This window comes from Luteimonas rhizosphaericola (assembly GCF_029888045.1).
GTDB lineage: Bacteria > Pseudomonadota > Gammaproteobacteria > Xanthomonadales > Xanthomonadaceae > Luteimonas > Luteimonas rhizosphaericola.
This window is the reverse complement of the sequence record NZ_JARXRN010000016.1, coordinates 472,763-487,765: the sequence shown is the minus strand read 5'-3', so window position 1 is coordinate 487,765 and position 15,003 is coordinate 472,763. Positions and strand designations below refer to the sequence as shown.

Sequence of the window (15,003 nt, the reverse complement as noted above, 5' to 3'; positions counted from 1 at the left end):
GCGCTGCGTGGCCGGTTCACGCGCGGCGACGCGCAGGCGTTGGCGCATTGTCCGCCATCGGGGCGGTCCATCCGGTCCCGCCTGCGCCTTCGCCCCGGGCGGCGCGCAGCATGCATGCCCACGGTGTCCTGTCGATGACACCCGCCTGTTCCAGGGGCCACGTCGCCATCGCGCGCCGCGTCGGCTAAGGTGGCGCGTCCGCCTGCAGGCAAATGTTCCGCGAGCCGCATGTCCCTGGTCCGCACCTGGCTGAAGATCCCGTTCTGGCAGCGCGTCGCCGCCGGGTTCGTGCTCGGCGTGCTGGCGGGCTGGCTGATGGGCCCGGCCGCGCAGACCTGGTTCGGTCCGCTGGGCACGGTCTACGTCAACCTGATCAAGATGATCGCGATCCCGCTGGTGTTCTTCGCGGTGGTGAGCGCGGTCGGGGCGCTGTCGGGACAGCGCTCGATCGCCGCGCTCGGCGGTCGCACCCTGCTGTGGTTCGCGATCACCGCGGTGCTCGCGGTGACGGTCGGCCTGGCCTTCGGCTGGCTGTTCCGGCCCGGCGCCGGGGTCGACATGGCCAGCCTGCAGGTGGCGGAGAACTACCGCCAGCGCGAGGTGCCCGGGCCGCTCGACGTGCTGCTCAACATCGTGCCGGAAAATCCGTTCCGGGCCCTGGCCGCGCTGGGCGCGGGGCGCACGGACGACGGCCAGAACGTGATCGTACCGAGCAACTTCACCATCCTGCAGGTGATCTTCTTCGCCGGCCTGGCGGGATTCGCGCTGGTGCGGCTGGGCGAGAAGACCGCCGGCCTGCGCGGCCTGGCCGACCAGGCGCGCGAGCTGATGATCCAGGTCACGCGTTTCGTGCTCGAGGCCACTCCGATCGGGACATTCGGCCTGATCGCGGCGCTGGTGGGCAGCTACGGCTTCGAGCAGCTGGTGCCGCTGGGCAAGTTCGTGCTGGCGCTGTACGCGGCCTGCGCCTTCCACATCGTGGTGGTGTATGGCGGGCTGCTGCTGGCGCACGGGCTCAATCCGCTGAAGTTCTTCCGCGGCGCGGCGCCGGCGATGCAGATCGGATTCGTGGCCTCCAGCAGCTTCGCCGCGCTGCCGCTGTCGCTGACCTCGGCCACCCACAACCTAGGCGTCGACCGCGACTACGCCAGCTTCGCCGTACCGCTGGGCGCGAGCATCAAGATGGACGGCTGTGGCGCGATCTATCCGGCGCTGGCGGCGGTGTTCATCGCCCAGTACATGGGGCTGGAGCTCTCGGCCGGCCAGTACTTCATCATCGCCCTGGCTTCGGTGCTGGGCAGCTTCGGCACCGCCGGCGTGCCCGGGACCGCGGTGATCATGGCCACCGTGGTGCTGAGCGCGGCGGGCCTGCCGCTGGAGGCGATCGGCATCCTGTACGCGATCGACCGCGTGCTGGACATGATGCGCACGATGACCAACGTCACCGGCCAGGTCCTGGTGCCGGTGCTGGTGGCGCGGCAGACCGGGCTGCTGGACCGCGCGGTGTACGAGCGTGCGTCGAGCAACGTCGGCGTCGAGGATCCCGCGCGCCCCTGAGTGCTGGCACCCGCCGTTCGGGCATGACTTCCGGCCCGCCGCGGCGCACGGACGCTGCGGTAGGGTATGGCGATCGATCGGGTCCTGGAGGGGAATCCATGAAGCGCAATGCGGCCGGCACACTGCTGGCGATGATGCTGTGCGCGCTGCCGGCGCTGGCCGCCGCGGCCGACCACTGGGACATCCCGGTCGCGGTGAAAAAGCTCGACAATGGCCTGACCGTGGTGGTCTCCGAGGACCGCAGCGCGCCGGTGGTGGGCGTGAGCGTGGTCTACGGGATCGGCATGCGTCTCGAACCGCGCAACCGCACCGGGTTCGCGCACCTGTTCGAACACCTGATGTTCGAAGGCTCGGAGAACGCGCCCGAGGGCGTGTTCGACCGCGTCATCACCGGCGGCGGAGGACGCAACAACGGCTCCACCCGGCCGGATTTCACCAACTACATCGAGATCGCGCCGTCCTCGGCGATCGAGCCGATCCTGTGGCTCGAGGCCGACCGCATGAAGATGCTCGACTTCAACCCCGCCACCCTGAAGAACCAGCAGGACGTGGTGAAGGAGGAGATCCGGGTCAACGTGCAGAACCAGCCCTACGGCGGCTTCATGTGGCTGGACGTGGGCTTCAACGCGTTCCAGAAGTGGGAGAACAACCACGACGGCTACGGCAGCTTCGAGGACCTGGAGAACGCCACGCTCGACGACGTGCGCGCCTTCCACCGCGACTACTACGGCCCCAACAACGCCGTGCTCGGCCTGGCCGGCGACCTGTCGCCGGAGGAAGGTTTCGCGTTGGCGGAAAAGTACTTCGGCGAGATTCCCGCGCGCCCGGTGCCGGAGGGCCCGGACTTCAGCGAAGGTCTGAACACGCAGGAAAAGCGCATCCAGCAGCCCGACAAGCTGGCGCAGGTACCGGCGATCGCGATGTCCTGGAAGATGCCCGACCGCGGCAGCGACGACCAGCCGGCGATGTCGGTGCTCGGCGCGCTGCTCGCCAACGGCGACGCCTCGCGGCTGTACCAGGGGCTGGTGAAGGGCCGCGAGCTGGCGCTCAACGTCGATTCGCTCTACGGCCTGACCAGCGAATGGGAGTACAACGGGCCCACGCTGTTCACCGTGTTCGCGCTGTACAAGCCCACCACCGATGCCGACGCGGTGGTGGCGGCGGTCGATGCGGAGATCGCGGCGATCGTCGCCGACGGCGTGGACGCGCCGACCCTGGCGCGGGTCAAGACCCAACTGCTGGCCGACTGGTACAACGGGATGGAGTCGTTCATCTCGCGCGCCGACACGCTCGCCAAGCTGCAGCTGCTGTGGGGCGATGCCGAGGTGGCCAACCGCATCCCCGGCTGGATCGAGGGCGTGACCTCGGCCGACGTGCAGCGCGCAGCGCGCACCTACCTCACCGCCGCCAACCGCACCGTGATCGACCGCGTGCCCGAGGCGATCCTCGCCGCGCGCGCCGCCGCCCCGAAGGCCCAGGAGTGACCGCCATGACCAGGACCCTGCATGCCCTCGCGCTGGCCGTGGCCGGCCTCGTGTCGCTGCCCGCCGCCGCCGGTCCGGGCGCCGACCTGCCCAAGGACCTGCCCGCCTACGGCGCCGACAAGCCGCTGCCGGTGCCGCAGATCGAGAAGCAGACCCTCGCCAACGGCCTGGAGGTGTGGGTGGTGCCGCGCGACGGCATCCCGCGCGTGGACTACGTGCTGGCCGTGCGCGATGCCGGCTACGCCGCCGACGCGCCCGATGCGCCGGGCTTCGCCAGCCTGTTCGCGGGCCTGCTCGCCGAGGGCACGGCGCGGCGCGATTCGCGTGCGATCGCGGAGACCGCGCAGTCGTTCGGCGGCAGCGTCGGCGCCAGCGCCAGCAACGACGGCGTGCTGGTGTACGCCGATGCGCTGACCAGCCACGCCGCGCCGATGCTCGAGCTGCTGGCGGAGATCGCGCGCTCGCCGGCGTTCCCCGACAACGAGGTGAAGCTCGCCCAGGCCAACGCGCTGCAGGCGCTCAAGGCGGCCGAGGCGCAGCCGTCGTTCCGCGCCACCCGCGCGCTGCTGGCCGCGACCTTCGGCGACCATCCCTACGCCCGCACCCAGCAGACCGAAGCCTCGATCACGGGCGTCACCCCCGCCGCGCTGCGGCAGGCGCACGGGCTGCGCTTCCATCCAGACCGCGCGCTGCTGGTGGTCACCGGCCGCCTCGCGCCCGACGAGGCCTTCCGCCTTGCCGAGGCCGCGTTCGGCGACTGGCGCGTGCCCGGCGCCGAAGCGCCGGAGACGGCGCCCGCGCCGCGCAGCGTCGAACCCAGCCGGGTGCTGATCCAGCGCGACGGCAGCGTGCAGGCGACCCTGAGGATCGGGCGCCCGGCGATTCCCGCCACCGATCCGGACTACGTGCCGGCGGTCCTGGCCGGCACCGTGCTCGGCGGCGGCTTCAGCAGCCGCGTCAACCAGAACCTGCGCGAGGACAAGGGCTACACCTACGGCGCCAGCGCCGGCTTCGCGCCCTCGCGTGCCGGCGGCCGCGTGCAGGCCGGCGCCGACGTGCGCAACGAGGTCACCGGCGCCGCGCTGGGCGAGTTCTTCGCCGAATTCGAACGGCTGGCCAGCGAGCCGGTGCCGGCCCGGGAACTCGAGGACACCAAGCGCTACGTCGCCGGCGGCTACCTGATCAGCAACCAGATGCAGGGCGCCGTGGCCGCGACCCTGGCCTCGAACTGGCTGCTCGGCCTGCCATCGGAGTTCCTGGCCAGCTACGTGCCGCGCATCCGCGAGGTCGACGCGGCCCAGGTGCAGGCGATGGCGCGCAAGTACTTCGACCCGAAGGACCAGTCGGTCGTCGTGGTCGGTGACGCCGCGGCGGTCGCCGCGCAACTGGAGCCGTTCGGGCCGTTCCGCGCGGACGAATGACCGTCCCCTGCACGCCGGACTCTGCCGCACCCCCATCGGCGACGGCGCATTGACCCCGCCTGTGCTACCCCTGTCGTCCGCCCCGCCCAGGACCTGCCGCCATGCGCCCCACGCTGATCCGTAGCCTCGCCCTCGCTGCCGCCCTGGCCGCCCTGCCGGTCCTCGCGCACCACGGCTGGGGCGCCTACGACGCCGAACGCGTGATGCGCTTCGACGCCGCGCTGGCCGAGGTCCGCATCGCCAACCCGCATGCCCAGGCGGTGGTCGAGCACGAGGGCCGGCGCTGGGACGTGATCCTGGCACCGGTCTCGCGCATGACCGCGCGCGGCATGGGCGAGGGCGACCTGGCCGAGGGCAAGACCATCACCATCGAAGGCTATCCGCGCAACGACGGCACTGCGGAAATCCGCGCCGAGCGCATCGTCATCGACGGCAGGACGATCGAGCTGCGCTGAGCCATGGCGATCGCCGCGGCCGCGGCCGCGTTCGAGGCCTCGGCGCTGGGCGAGTGGATCCGCGGCGCCGGCCAGGCATATGCGGTGGCCAACGTGGTCCACCTGCTGGGCCTGTCCCTGCTGGTGGGGCCGGCGCTGCTGATGGACCTGCGGCTGCTGGGCCTGGGCCGCGCCTTTCCGCTCGCCGAGACCGTGCGCTGCCTCGGCCGCGTGGCGGGCGCCGGACTGGTGCTGGCGGTCTGCAGCGGCGTGGCGCTGTTCTCGGCCGATGCGGTGGCGCTGTCCACCCATCCGCTGATGCGGCTCAAGCTGGCGCTGGTGCTGCTGGCGCTGGCCAACGTCGCGTTGTTCCATGCCTGGGCCGGGCGCGAACGCGCGTCCTGGACCGCGACCGTGCCCGTTGCCGCGCGTGCGTGCGCGGTGGTGTCGCTGCTGGCATGGCCGGCGATCGTCGTCGCCGGGCGGATGATCGCCTACGTCTAGCGCGGGCTAGTGCGCGGCGGCCGTGTCCCGCCGCGACGCCCACCAGGCGAACACCGCGGCGGTGAAGAACATCAGCAGGCTGTAGACCGCCGCCGGGATCGACATGGCCGCGTTGCCCAGCACGTTGAGCGCGATGAAGATCGCCAGGGTGCCGTTGTGGATGCCGATCTCCATCGCGATCGCGATCGCCTGCCGCTTCGGCAGCTTCAGCGCGCGCGGCGCCGCGTAGCCGGCGCCCATGCTCGCCAGGTTGAACAGCAGGCAGGCCACGCCGACCACGGCGAACCAGGCCAGCAGCGTGCTCCAGGCCTGGGCCACCGCAGCCACGATCAGCAGCGCCAGCACCAGCACCGACAGCAGCCGGATCGGCTTTTCCATGCGGGCGGCGAAGCCGGGCGCGAAGCGCCGCACCAGCATGCCGATCGCCACCGGCAGCACGATGATCAGCGCCACCTCCACGATCTTGCGGACCGGCGGCGGCACGTACTGCCCGGCGCCGAGGAAATACTCCAGCGCCAGGTTGAGGATCACCGGCAGCGTGACCAGGCACAGCAGGCTGTTGATCGCGGTCAGGGTGATGTTGAGCGCCACGTCGCCGTGCGCGAGGTGGCTGTAGATGTTGGCCGTCGCGCCGCCGGGCGAGGCCGCGAGCAGCATCAGGCCCACCGCGAGCTCGGGCGGCAGCCGGAACAGCAGCGCCAGCGCGAACGCGGCCCACGGCAGCACGCCGGTCTGCAGGAACAGGCCGACCAGCACCGCACGCGGATAGCGCGCGACGCGGCGGAAGTCGTCCAGCGTCAGGCCCAGGCCCAGGCCGAGCATGATCACGCCCAGCGCGAGCGGCAGCAGCACGGTGGTCAGCAGCGAAGCCTGCATGGTCGGTTCCTCTGGATCAGCCGGCGGATACGTCAGCGGTGCGTGGCGTCGCCAGTCGCGACCCGCACCAGGCGACCGGCAGCGGCAGCAGCACGCCGACCACCGTCATCCAGGCCGGGTGGGGCAGCAGCAGCGCGTTGAGGACCACGCCGCCGGCGATCAGCACGCCCACCGCGAGCGCGGCGCCGGTGCGGTGGCGCCGCGACACCTTCGCCGCCACCCAGCCGCCGACGAACGCCGCGAGCGTCCAGCCGGCCAGCACCCACAGCTTCTTGCCCATGGAGGCCGAGTCGACCAGGCGCGCGAGGTCGTCCTCGTTGTCGAGCCGAAGGCCGGGCGGAAGCGGAAACAGCGACATGCCGAGGTATTCGAGCAGCAGCATGGTCGCCAGCGCGACCACCAGGCCCAGCAGCACGGCGAGCGTCGTGCGGATCATGCGTCCTCCCCGGGTCCGCGGCGATGCGCGGAGCGTGGCGATACTAGCATCGGCATCGCGTGCGGCCGTTCGCGCACGCCTCCCCGAACGCGAAAGGCCGCCTCGCGGCGGCCTTGGTCGGAGGTCGAACCCGGTGGCGTCAGCTCTCGGTGCCGAGGCCCGCGACGCGTCGCGCTTGCAGGAACTTGCCGCTCCAGTAGCCGGTGTTGAGCTCGGACACGGTGACGTCGCGGCCGGTGCGGGGCGCATGCAGGAAGCGGCCCTCGCCGATGTAGATGCCGACATGGTCGACGCGCTTGCCGCGGCGGCCGAAGAACACCAGGTCGCCCGGCACCAGCGAGGTGCGCTCGACCTGCTGGCCGTCGCGCGCCATGTCGCGCGAGACGCGCGGCAGTTCGATGCCCAGCGCGGTGCGGAACACGTAGCCCACCAGGCCGCTGCAGTCGAAGCCCGCTTCCGGGCTCGCGCCACCCCAGCGATAAGGCGTGCCGAGCAGGGCCAGGCCGCGCTTGAGCAGCGTCTGCGCGCGGCCCTCCTGCTTCTGCTCGGCGACCTGCGCGGCCTGCAGCGCCGCCGCGGCGGCCGCGATCTGCTGGTCGACGTCGCTGGCGAACACCACCTCGCGGTCGGCCGCGCGCAGCGGATCGGCCAGCAGGTTACTGGTGACCGAAGCGGGGGCGGAGAGCGTATCGGCCGAATCGGCGGCCAGTCCCGGGCCGGCGAAGGCGGGGGCGGACCCCAGCGCGAGCAGCGCGCCGATCAGCGCGAGTCGCAGGCCCTGTCCGGGCGGGTGGGAACGGGTGGGGCGGTGGCCGGACGGGGCGGTTGGGTTCGTCACGCGGGCTTCACGTCTTCCGGATCAGCGGCGGAGTTTGCACGAGTGAAGACCGCGTGATGTTAAATCCCGGTTAGACAAACCTGTCCAAGTCCGTGATTCTGCTCACAATTCGGTTCAGTTTTGTGGCGAATCCGCCCGGCAGCCCGCGTGTCGCGGTGAGCGCTCCCATCCGCGTCCCGTGCGATCGGGGCTCGCCAGCGACCGCAGCCGGGGGCCTCCCCGCCGCTGCCCGGCAGGCCCGATCAGCGCAGGACCCGCTTCGCGCCGCTGTAGTGCCGGCGCCAGTAGCTGCCGTCCAGATGGTCCAGGCGCACGGTGCCTCCGGTGCTGGGGGCATGGACGAACCGGCCCTCGCCGACATAGATGCCGACGTGGGTCACCTGCGCGCCGCTGCCGAAGAACACCAGGTCGGCGGCCGCCAGCCGCGCCGGTTCGATCTTCGGGCCCTGGAACGCGGCCAGGTCGCGCGAGGTGCGCGGCAGGCGCAGGTCGAGCATGTCGCGGTAGACGTAGTTGACCAGCCCGCTGCAGTCGAAGCCGCCCTCGGGCGTGTTGCCTCCGTAGCGGTAGGGCGTGCCCACCAGGCTGATGGCGCGCATCAGCACCGCATTGGCCGACGCCGGATCGGCCGGGGCCACCACCGGCCAGTCGCGCGTAGCCACGGTGGCCGCGGCGCGCGGGGTGGGGCGCACGTCCTCGCGGCCGCAGCCGGCCAGCAGGAGCGCGGCGAGCGCCGCTGCCGCGAGCGCGAGATGCCCGCGGATTGGCGTTGCCGCGGCCGAGGCCGGATAATGCGCGGCCCCGTCGACCGGGGCGGAGCTGCAGCGGATCGATTCCATGCGCGGCATCCTGCCCCGGCCTTCCCGTCCAGACAAGCCGCGGCCCGCGCCGCGCCTGCGAGCGCCCATGAAGATCGAGAAAGACCGCGTCGTCCGTTTCCACTACACCGTCTCCGAAGCCGGCCAGCCGGCGCTGGAGTCGTCCAAGGAAGGCGGCGAGCCGCTGTCGATCCTGGTCGGGCACGGCAACATCATCCCGGGCCTGGAGAAGGCGCTGGACGGCCACGAGGCCGGCGACAGCTTCGGCGTCGACGTGCCCGCGGCCGACGCCTACGGCGAGCGCCGCGACAACCTCACCCAGCGCGTGCCGAAGAAGCATTTCGGCGCGCAGAAGCTGACGCCCGGCGACCAGGTGGTGCTGAACACCAACTTCGGCCCGCGCGCGGTGACGGTGCAGAAGGTGGGCATGAGCGTGGTCGACGTCGACCTCAACCACCCGATGGCCGGCAAGGACCTGCACTTCGACATCGAGATCGTCGATGTGCGCGAGGCCAGCCCCGAGGAAGTCGAGCACGGCCACGTGCACGGCGAGGGCGGCCACCACCATTGACCGGCGCTCCGACCGGCTGACCACGATGGCCGCCGTGCAGGGCACAGGCGCGACCGCGCCGCCGCCACTGCCCGCGCGGCCGTCGGCGGCCGATGGCCCGGTCGAATCGTCACGGCGCCTGCAGGCGCTGGACGTGGTGCGCGGCGTCGCGCTGCTGGGCATCTTCCTGATGAACATCGAATGGTTCTCGCGGCCGCTGCAGGCCATGGGGACCGGGATCGACCCGGGCGCGACCGGGCCCGACCGCGCCGTGGCGTGGGCGGTGTACGTGTTCGTGCAGGGCAAGTTCTGGGTGCTGTTCTCGCTGCTGTTCGGGATGGGCTTCGCGGTGATGTCCGCGCGCGGCGGATCCGGCCCGGCGTTCAGGGGCCGCTACCTGCGCCGCTGCGCGGCGCTGCTGGCCTTCGGCGTGCTGCACGCGATCCTGCTCTGGAGTGGCGACATCCTGCACGCCTACGCGATCGCCGGGCTGATGCTGCTGGCGCTGGACGGAATCGACCGACGCGTCTGGCCATGGCTGGGCGCGGGCCTGTACTCGATGCTCGCGCTGTTCGTGCTGGCGGGTGGTGCGCTGCTGTCGGCGTTGCCCGAGGCCGGCGCGACGTTCGCGGCGCTGGCCGACGAAGTCGATGCCGATGCCGCCGCGGCGACGGCCGCGCTCGCGCACGGCGGCTGGTGGCAGGCCACCGCGCAACGCGCGCACGATTTCCTCGGGGTCGCCCTGCAGGGGCTGATGCTGCTGCTGCCGATGGCCCTGGGCGTGTTCATGCTCGGCGCCTGGCTGCTGCGCAGCGGGCGCATGGACGATCCTCGCGCGCAGCGCGGCTGGTTCGCGCGGCTCGCGGCGTGGACGCTGCCGGCGGGCGCGGTGCTGATGGCGCTGTCGCTGGCGGTGGGCACGCATTTCGACGGCATGCGCGAGGCCGGGCCGATGCTGCTGGCCAACGGCCTGGCGATGCTTGCCAGCCTGCCGCTCGCGCTGGGTTACCTGTCGCTGCTGATGCTGGGGCTGGGCACGCGCGCGCTGGCGCGTCCGCTGGCATGGCTGGCGCCGGCCGGGCGCATGGCGCTGACCCACTACCTGCTGCAGTCGCTGGTCGCCTCGACCCTGTTCTACGGCTACGGCTTCGGGCTGTGGGGGCAGGTGGGACGCGCGGGCCAGGTGCTGCTGGTGCTGGTGGTGTTCGCGCTGCAGGTCGCGATGAGCCACTGGTGGCTGGCACGGTTCCGCTTCGGCCCGATGGAGTGGCTGTGGCGCTGGCTGACCTACGGTACGCGGCCGCCGATGCGCGTGCGCGCAGCGGCGGGGTGACCGGGGGCGCGGCGTGGGCCGCTACACTCCACGCATGAGCGAGCGCAGCGACATCCTGGTCATCGGCGCCGGCGTCTCGGGCCTGGCCAGCGCGCTGTGCCTGCTCGAACGCGGGCGCAGCGTGCGCGTGATCGACGCCGGTCGCATCGGCGGCGGCAGTTCGCACGGCAACTGCGGCACGCTCACGCCCAGCCACGCCGGCCCGCTGCACGCGCCGGGCATGGTGGCGCGCGCGCTGCGCTGGATGCTCACGCCGGACGCGCCGTTCTACGTCCGTCCGCGGCTGGATCCGTCGCTGTGGCAATGGATGCTGCGCTTCGCGGGGCGCTGCAATCCGCGCGACTGGAACGCCTCGGCGCGGCCGCGCGCGCAGCTGCTCAACGCCTCGCGCGCGGCGTTCCCGGCGTGGATCGCCGATCACGGGCTGGACTGCGAGTTCGCCGAACCCGGCGCCGACTGCGTGTTCCGCGACCCGGCCGCGATTGAGGCCTACGTCCGCCAGCTGCCCGCGTTGGCCGAGCTGGGGGTCGCGTCGGAAGTGATCGACGGCGCCGCCTATCAGGCGCAGGAACCCGCGCTGCGCGACGGCGTGGCCGGCGCGGTGCGCTACCCGGGCGATGCGCAGCTGCGTCCCGACCGCTACGTGGCCGAACTCGCGCGCGCGGTGCGCGACGCCGGCGGCACGATCGAGGACCAGTGCGAAGCCACCGGCCTGGTCGAGGAGGGCGACGGCGTGCGCATCGAGACCCGCAACGGCATGCGCAGCGCGCGCGAGGTGGTGCTGGCCACCGGCGCGTGGTCGCCGCTGCTGGCGCGCGCGCTGCGGCTGCGCTGGCTGCGCGACGCGATGCAGCCGGGCAAGGGCTACTCGATCACCTATTCGCGCCCCGGCCTGGTGCCGAAACGCCCGATGACGCTGCACGAGCGCCGCGTCTGCGTGACCGTGTGGGAGGACGGCTTCCGCCTCGGCAGCACGATGGAATTCTCCGGCCACGACACCCGCCTCAACCGCCGCCGCCTCGATGCGCTCGAACGCGGCGCGGCCGAATACCTGCACGAACCCGTCGGCCCGGTGAAGCGCGAGGAGTGGTACGGCTGGCGCCCGCTGACGTGGGACGACCTGCCGCTGATCGGCCGCGCGCCGGGCTTCGAACGGCTGTGGCTGGCCACCGGCCACGGCATGCTCGGCGTGAGCATGAGCCCGGCCAGCGGGCGGCTGCTGGCCGAACTGGTCTGCGGCGAATCGCCGCACATCGATCCGACGCCCTACACGCCGGCACGCTTCGCATGAGCAGCGACGATTCCCTCGATTTCGACCTGGTCGTGCTCGGCGGCGGCAGCGGCGGCCTGGCCGGCGCGTTCCGCGCCGCGGCGCACGGCGCGCGCGTGGCGCTGCTCGAACCCGGCGAGCTCGGCGGCACCTGCGTCAACGTCGGCTGCGTGCCGAAGAAGGCGATGTGGCTGGCGGCGGAGGTCTCGGCACACGTGCGGCTGGCGGCGGAGCTCGGCTTCGACGTGCCCGCGCATCCCGCCCTGGACTGGCCGACCCTGATCGCCAGCCGCCAGCGCTACATCCACGGCATCCACGCCAGCTACCTGCGGCGCCTGGATGCGGCCGGCGTGATGCTGCTGCCGTCGCGGGGCCGGCTGCTTGACGCGCACACGGTGGAATGTGCCAACGGCACCCGCCTACGGGCCGCGCACGTGCTGCTCGCCACCGGCTCGTCGCCGCGGCGGCCGCGCGTGCCGGGTGCGGAGCTGGCCGGGGTGTCGGACGATTTCTTCGCCCTGTGCGAGGCGCCGCCGCGGGTGGCGCTGGTGGGCGGCGGCTACATCGCGGTCGAACTGGCCGGCGTGCTGCAGGCGCTCGGCAGCCGGGTCGATATCTTCGCGCGCAGCGAGCGCCTGCTCGGCCACGCCGATGCCGAGTTGGCCGAAGCGCTGCAGGAGAACTACCGCCACCAGGGCATCGGCATGCATTTCGGCTATTCGCTGGCGGCGATCGAGGGCGAGGCCGGCGCGCTGCGGCTGCGCGACGCCGACGGCGAGACCAGCGGGCACTACGCCCAGGTGCTGCTGGCGGTCGGGCGCGCCGCCAACACCCGCGGCATCGGGCTGGAGGCCGCGGGCGTCGCGCTGGATGCGGAGGGCAACATCGTCGTCGACGCGTTCCAGCGCAGCAGCGTGGAGCACGTGCTCGCCGTCGGCGACGTGACCGGGCAGGTCACGCTGACGCCGGTGGCGATCGCCGCGGCCCGGCGGGCGATGGACCGTGTGTTCGGCGGGCAGCCCGACGCAAAGGTCGACTACGCAAACATCCCCAGCGTGGTGTTCGCGCATCCGCCGCTGGCGGCGGTCGGCCTGACCGAGGCGCAGGCGCGCGAGCGCCACGGCGACGCCGTACGCGTCTACCGCAGCACCTTCCGGCCGATGCTGCAGGCGCTGGCCGACCGCCCGCAGCACAGCCTGTTCAAGCTGGTGTGCACCGGTGCCGAGCGGCGCGTGGTCGGCCTGCACCTGCTGGGCGAGGGCGCGGACGAAATTCTGCAGGGCTTCGCGGTCGCGCTGAAGAAGGGCATCACCCTGGACGATCTGCACGCGACCATGGCGATCCATCCCACCAGCGCCGAGGAAGTGGTGCTGATGCGTTGAGCGGGCGGTGGCCGTGCCGCGTGTCGGCGGGGCGGTCGAGCGGCCGGGCGGCCGCGCGATGGCGGGCCGCTGCGACGACGGACCGCCCCCCGCGGCGCGCTCACCGCGTTCGCGGACGCGATACGCCTTCCACGGTGTGGGTGATCGGGAGGATGCGGCCGTCCTCGCCGTAGGACAGGTATTCCACCGCCACCGCGCGGCGGCCGAGTCCGCCGGGCTGGTCGCCGACGGTCAGCCCGCCGTGGTGGTAGAAGAAGTACCACTCGCCCTTGAACTCCACGATCCCGGGATGGATGGTGAAGCTGTTCTGCGCCGGGCCGCTGATCTCGCCGCGATAGGTCCACGGCCCGGTGACGGACGGGGCGGTGGCGTAGGAAATCAGCTCGTCCTCCGAGACCGACCTGTCCCGCGACGCGTAGGTGAGGTAGTAGAGATCGCCGCGCTTGTGCAGCCAGGGGCCTTCCTCGTACTTGGGCAGCGCGGCCTGCAGGATCGGGCCGTCGAGCTCGATCATGTTCGGCTTGAGCCTGGCGTAGTAGAAATTGGCGTTGCCCCACATCAGCCAGGCACTGCCGTCGTCGTCGATGAACACCGTCGGGTCGATGTCGTCCCAGGTGTGCGGGCCCTGCGGGGTCATGTCGTTGCTGACCAGCGCGGATCCGCGCGCATCGACGAACGGGCCGGTCGGGCTGTCGGACACCGCCACCCCGATCGCCTTGCCGGGTCGGGTGGCGTCGTGTTCCACGGTGGCATAGAAGTAGAACCTGCCGTCCTTCTCGATCGCTTCCGCGGCCCAGGCATCGCGACTGGCCCACTTGAAGTCGGTGGGCTTCATGATTGGGCCGTGCGCGGTCCACGTCGCCATGTCGGTGGTCGAATAGACCAGCCACTCGGTGATGTTGAACATCTCGTCGCCGCGTGCCATGTCGTGCCCGACGTAGAGATACAGCGTGTCGCCGACGACCAGCGGCGCGGGATCCGCGGTATGGCGATCGGTGAACAGCGGATTGGTGGCGGCGCGCGGCGCGGCATCGTCCGACGAAACGGGCGCGACGGGACCGGTCGAGCAGGCCATCAGCAGAATGCAGCAGCCCGACAGCAGCAGGGATTTCATGGGCGAGGCCTCAGAGTAGGGAAAAGGGAGGTGGGTCGACCGGAGCGACGGGATGCGCGAACGGGGACCGCGACGATGCAGGCGCGGCGCGGGCGCCGGCCACGGTGCCGTGCAACGCGTTCCGGCGACGCGCGCGGGTGCGTCGCGCGAATGTGGCCGGCGCCGGTCGTACAATCGCAGGCATGGAACTTTTCAGCCTGCACCGCGGCAGCGCCCCGCTGCTGGTCAGCCTGCCGCACGACGGGACGCATGTGCCGGAGGCGATCGCCGCGCGCCTGACCGACGCGGCGCGGCGGGTGCCCGACACCGACTGGCACATCGCGCGCCTGTACGCGTTCGCGCGCGGGCTCGGCGCCTCGGTCCTGGTGCCCACGCATTCGCGCTACGTGATCGACCTCAACCGTGGCGAGGACGACGTCTCGCTGTATCCGGGCCGGAACACCACCGGCCTGTGCCCGGTGGTGCGCTTCAGCGGCGATCCGGTCTACCGCGATGGCCAGCAGCCGTCGGAGGACGAGGTGCGCGCGCGGGTGGACAGCTACTGGCGCCCGTACCATGCCGCGCTGGGCGAGGAGCTCGCGCGCCTGCGCGCCGCGCATGGCGCGGTGGTGCTGTGGGAAGGCCATTCGATCCGCGGCGAACTGCCGTTCCTGTTCGACGGCCGGCTGCCCGACCTCAACCTGGGCACCGCCGGCGGCGCCAGCGCCGGCGAGGCGCTGCAGCGGCGCCTGGAGGCGGTGCTGGCCGGGCAGGCGCGCTACGACTGGGTGCACAACGGCCGCTTCCGCGGCGGCTACATCACCCGCCACTATGCGGACCCGGCGCGCGGCATCCAGGCCGTACAGCTGGAGATCAGCCAGCGCATCTACATGGACGAGGACAGCTTCGCCTGGGACGACGCCCGCGCCGCGCAGCTGCAGCCGGTGCTGCAGGCGCTGGTCGAGGCGGCGCTGGCGGGCGACTGAGGCGAGGCCCGGTCCCGACCG

15 protein-coding genes are annotated in these 15,003 nt (G+C 72.2%); 10 read left to right on the top strand and 5 right to left on the bottom strand.

Annotation, left to right across the window (positions count from 1 at the left end):
- The first annotated feature begins 228 nt into the window (after positions 1–228).
- From QFW80_RS03495 to QFW80_RS03475, 5 genes are all read left to right on the top strand, one after another.
- Entirely contained in the window at positions 229–1,557 is a 1,329-nt protein-coding gene (locus QFW80_RS03495) for a dicarboxylate/amino acid:cation symporter (RefSeq protein ID WP_280599794.1), read from the top strand.
- Positions 1,558–1,655: 98 nt separating this feature from the next.
- Entirely contained in the window at positions 1,656–3,041 is a 1,386-nt protein-coding gene (locus QFW80_RS03490; RefSeq protein WP_280599792.1) for a M16 family metallopeptidase, read from the top strand.
- 5 nt (positions 3,042–3,046) lie between these two features.
- A complete protein-coding gene (locus tag QFW80_RS03485; RefSeq protein ID WP_280599790.1) occupies positions 3,047–4,462 on the top strand; it encodes a M16 family metallopeptidase in 1,416 nt (471 codons plus the stop codon).
- Between the two features lie 101 nt (positions 4,463–4,563).
- Positions 4,564–4,917, top strand: a complete 354-nt coding sequence (locus tag QFW80_RS03480) for a DUF6152 family protein (protein WP_280599788.1) — start codon at positions 4,564–4,566, stop codon at positions 4,915–4,917.
- 3 nt (positions 4,918–4,920) lie between these two features.
- Entirely contained in the window at positions 4,921–5,400 is a 480-nt protein-coding gene (locus QFW80_RS03475) for a hypothetical protein (protein ID WP_280599786.1), read from the top strand.
- 6 nt (positions 5,401–5,406) lie between these two features.
- Here QFW80_RS03475 and QFW80_RS03470 read toward each other — a convergent pair whose 3' ends face one another.
- From QFW80_RS03470 to QFW80_RS03455, 4 genes are all read right to left on the bottom strand, one after another.
- Entirely contained in the window at positions 5,407–6,276 is an 870-nt protein-coding gene (locus tag QFW80_RS03470) for a bile acid:sodium symporter family protein (protein WP_280599784.1), read from the bottom strand.
- Positions 6,277–6,292: 16 nt separating this feature from the next.
- A complete protein-coding gene (locus tag QFW80_RS03465) occupies positions 6,293–6,712 on the bottom strand; it encodes a hypothetical protein (RefSeq protein WP_280599783.1) in 420 nt (139 codons plus the stop codon).
- 139 nt (positions 6,713–6,851) lie between these two features.
- On the bottom strand, positions 6,852–7,550 hold the full coding sequence (locus QFW80_RS03460; RefSeq protein ID WP_280599781.1) for a C40 family peptidase: 699 nt from the start codon (positions 7,548–7,550) through the stop codon (positions 6,852–6,854).
- Between the two features lie 242 nt (positions 7,551–7,792).
- Positions 7,793–8,389, bottom strand: a complete 597-nt coding sequence (locus QFW80_RS03455) for a C40 family peptidase (RefSeq protein ID WP_280599779.1) — start codon at positions 8,387–8,389, stop codon at positions 7,793–7,795.
- Between the two features lie 67 nt (positions 8,390–8,456).
- Here QFW80_RS03455 and QFW80_RS03450 point away from each other — a divergent pair, with 67 nt between their 5' ends.
- Genes QFW80_RS03450 through gorA form a run of 4 tightly spaced genes read left to right on the top strand, consistent with a single transcriptional unit; the run spans position 8,457 to position 12,903 of the window.
- Positions 8,457–8,939 carry an FKBP-type peptidyl-prolyl cis-trans isomerase gene (locus tag QFW80_RS03450; protein WP_280599777.1) on the top strand — a complete coding sequence of 161 codons (483 nt, stop codon included), beginning with the start codon at positions 8,457–8,459 and terminating at the stop codon, positions 8,937–8,939.
- Positions 8,940–8,964: 25 nt separating this feature from the next.
- The gene (locus tag QFW80_RS03445; protein WP_280599776.1) at positions 8,965–10,251 is read left to right on the top strand and encodes a DUF418 domain-containing protein; all 1,287 of its coding nucleotides are present in this window, start codon (positions 8,965–8,967) and stop codon (positions 10,249–10,251) included.
- Positions 10,252–10,285: 34 nt separating this feature from the next.
- Complete coding sequence (locus QFW80_RS03440; protein WP_280599774.1) at positions 10,286–11,542, top strand: NAD(P)/FAD-dependent oxidoreductase; 1,257 nt, start codon at positions 10,286–10,288, stop codon at positions 11,540–11,542.
- Complete coding sequence (gorA, locus tag QFW80_RS03435) at positions 11,539–12,903, top strand: glutathione-disulfide reductase (protein ID WP_280599773.1); 1,365 nt, start codon at positions 11,539–11,541, stop codon at positions 12,901–12,903. The genes QFW80_RS03440 and gorA overlap by 4 nt, the downstream gene beginning before the upstream one ends.
- Positions 12,904–13,003: 100 nt before the next feature.
- Here gorA and QFW80_RS03430 read toward each other — a convergent pair whose 3' ends face one another.
- Positions 13,004–14,017, bottom strand: coding sequence for a glycoside hydrolase family 43 protein (locus QFW80_RS03430; RefSeq protein WP_280599772.1), 1,014 nt, complete (start codon positions 14,015–14,017; stop codon positions 13,004–13,006).
- A gap of 182 nt (positions 14,018–14,199) precedes the next feature.
- Here QFW80_RS03430 and hutG point away from each other — a divergent pair, with 182 nt between their 5' ends.
- Positions 14,200–14,982 carry an N-formylglutamate deformylase gene (gene hutG / locus QFW80_RS03425; protein WP_280599771.1) on the top strand — a complete coding sequence of 261 codons (783 nt, stop codon included), beginning with the start codon at positions 14,200–14,202 and terminating at the stop codon, positions 14,980–14,982.
- The last annotated feature ends 21 nt before the right edge of the window (positions 14,983–15,003 follow it).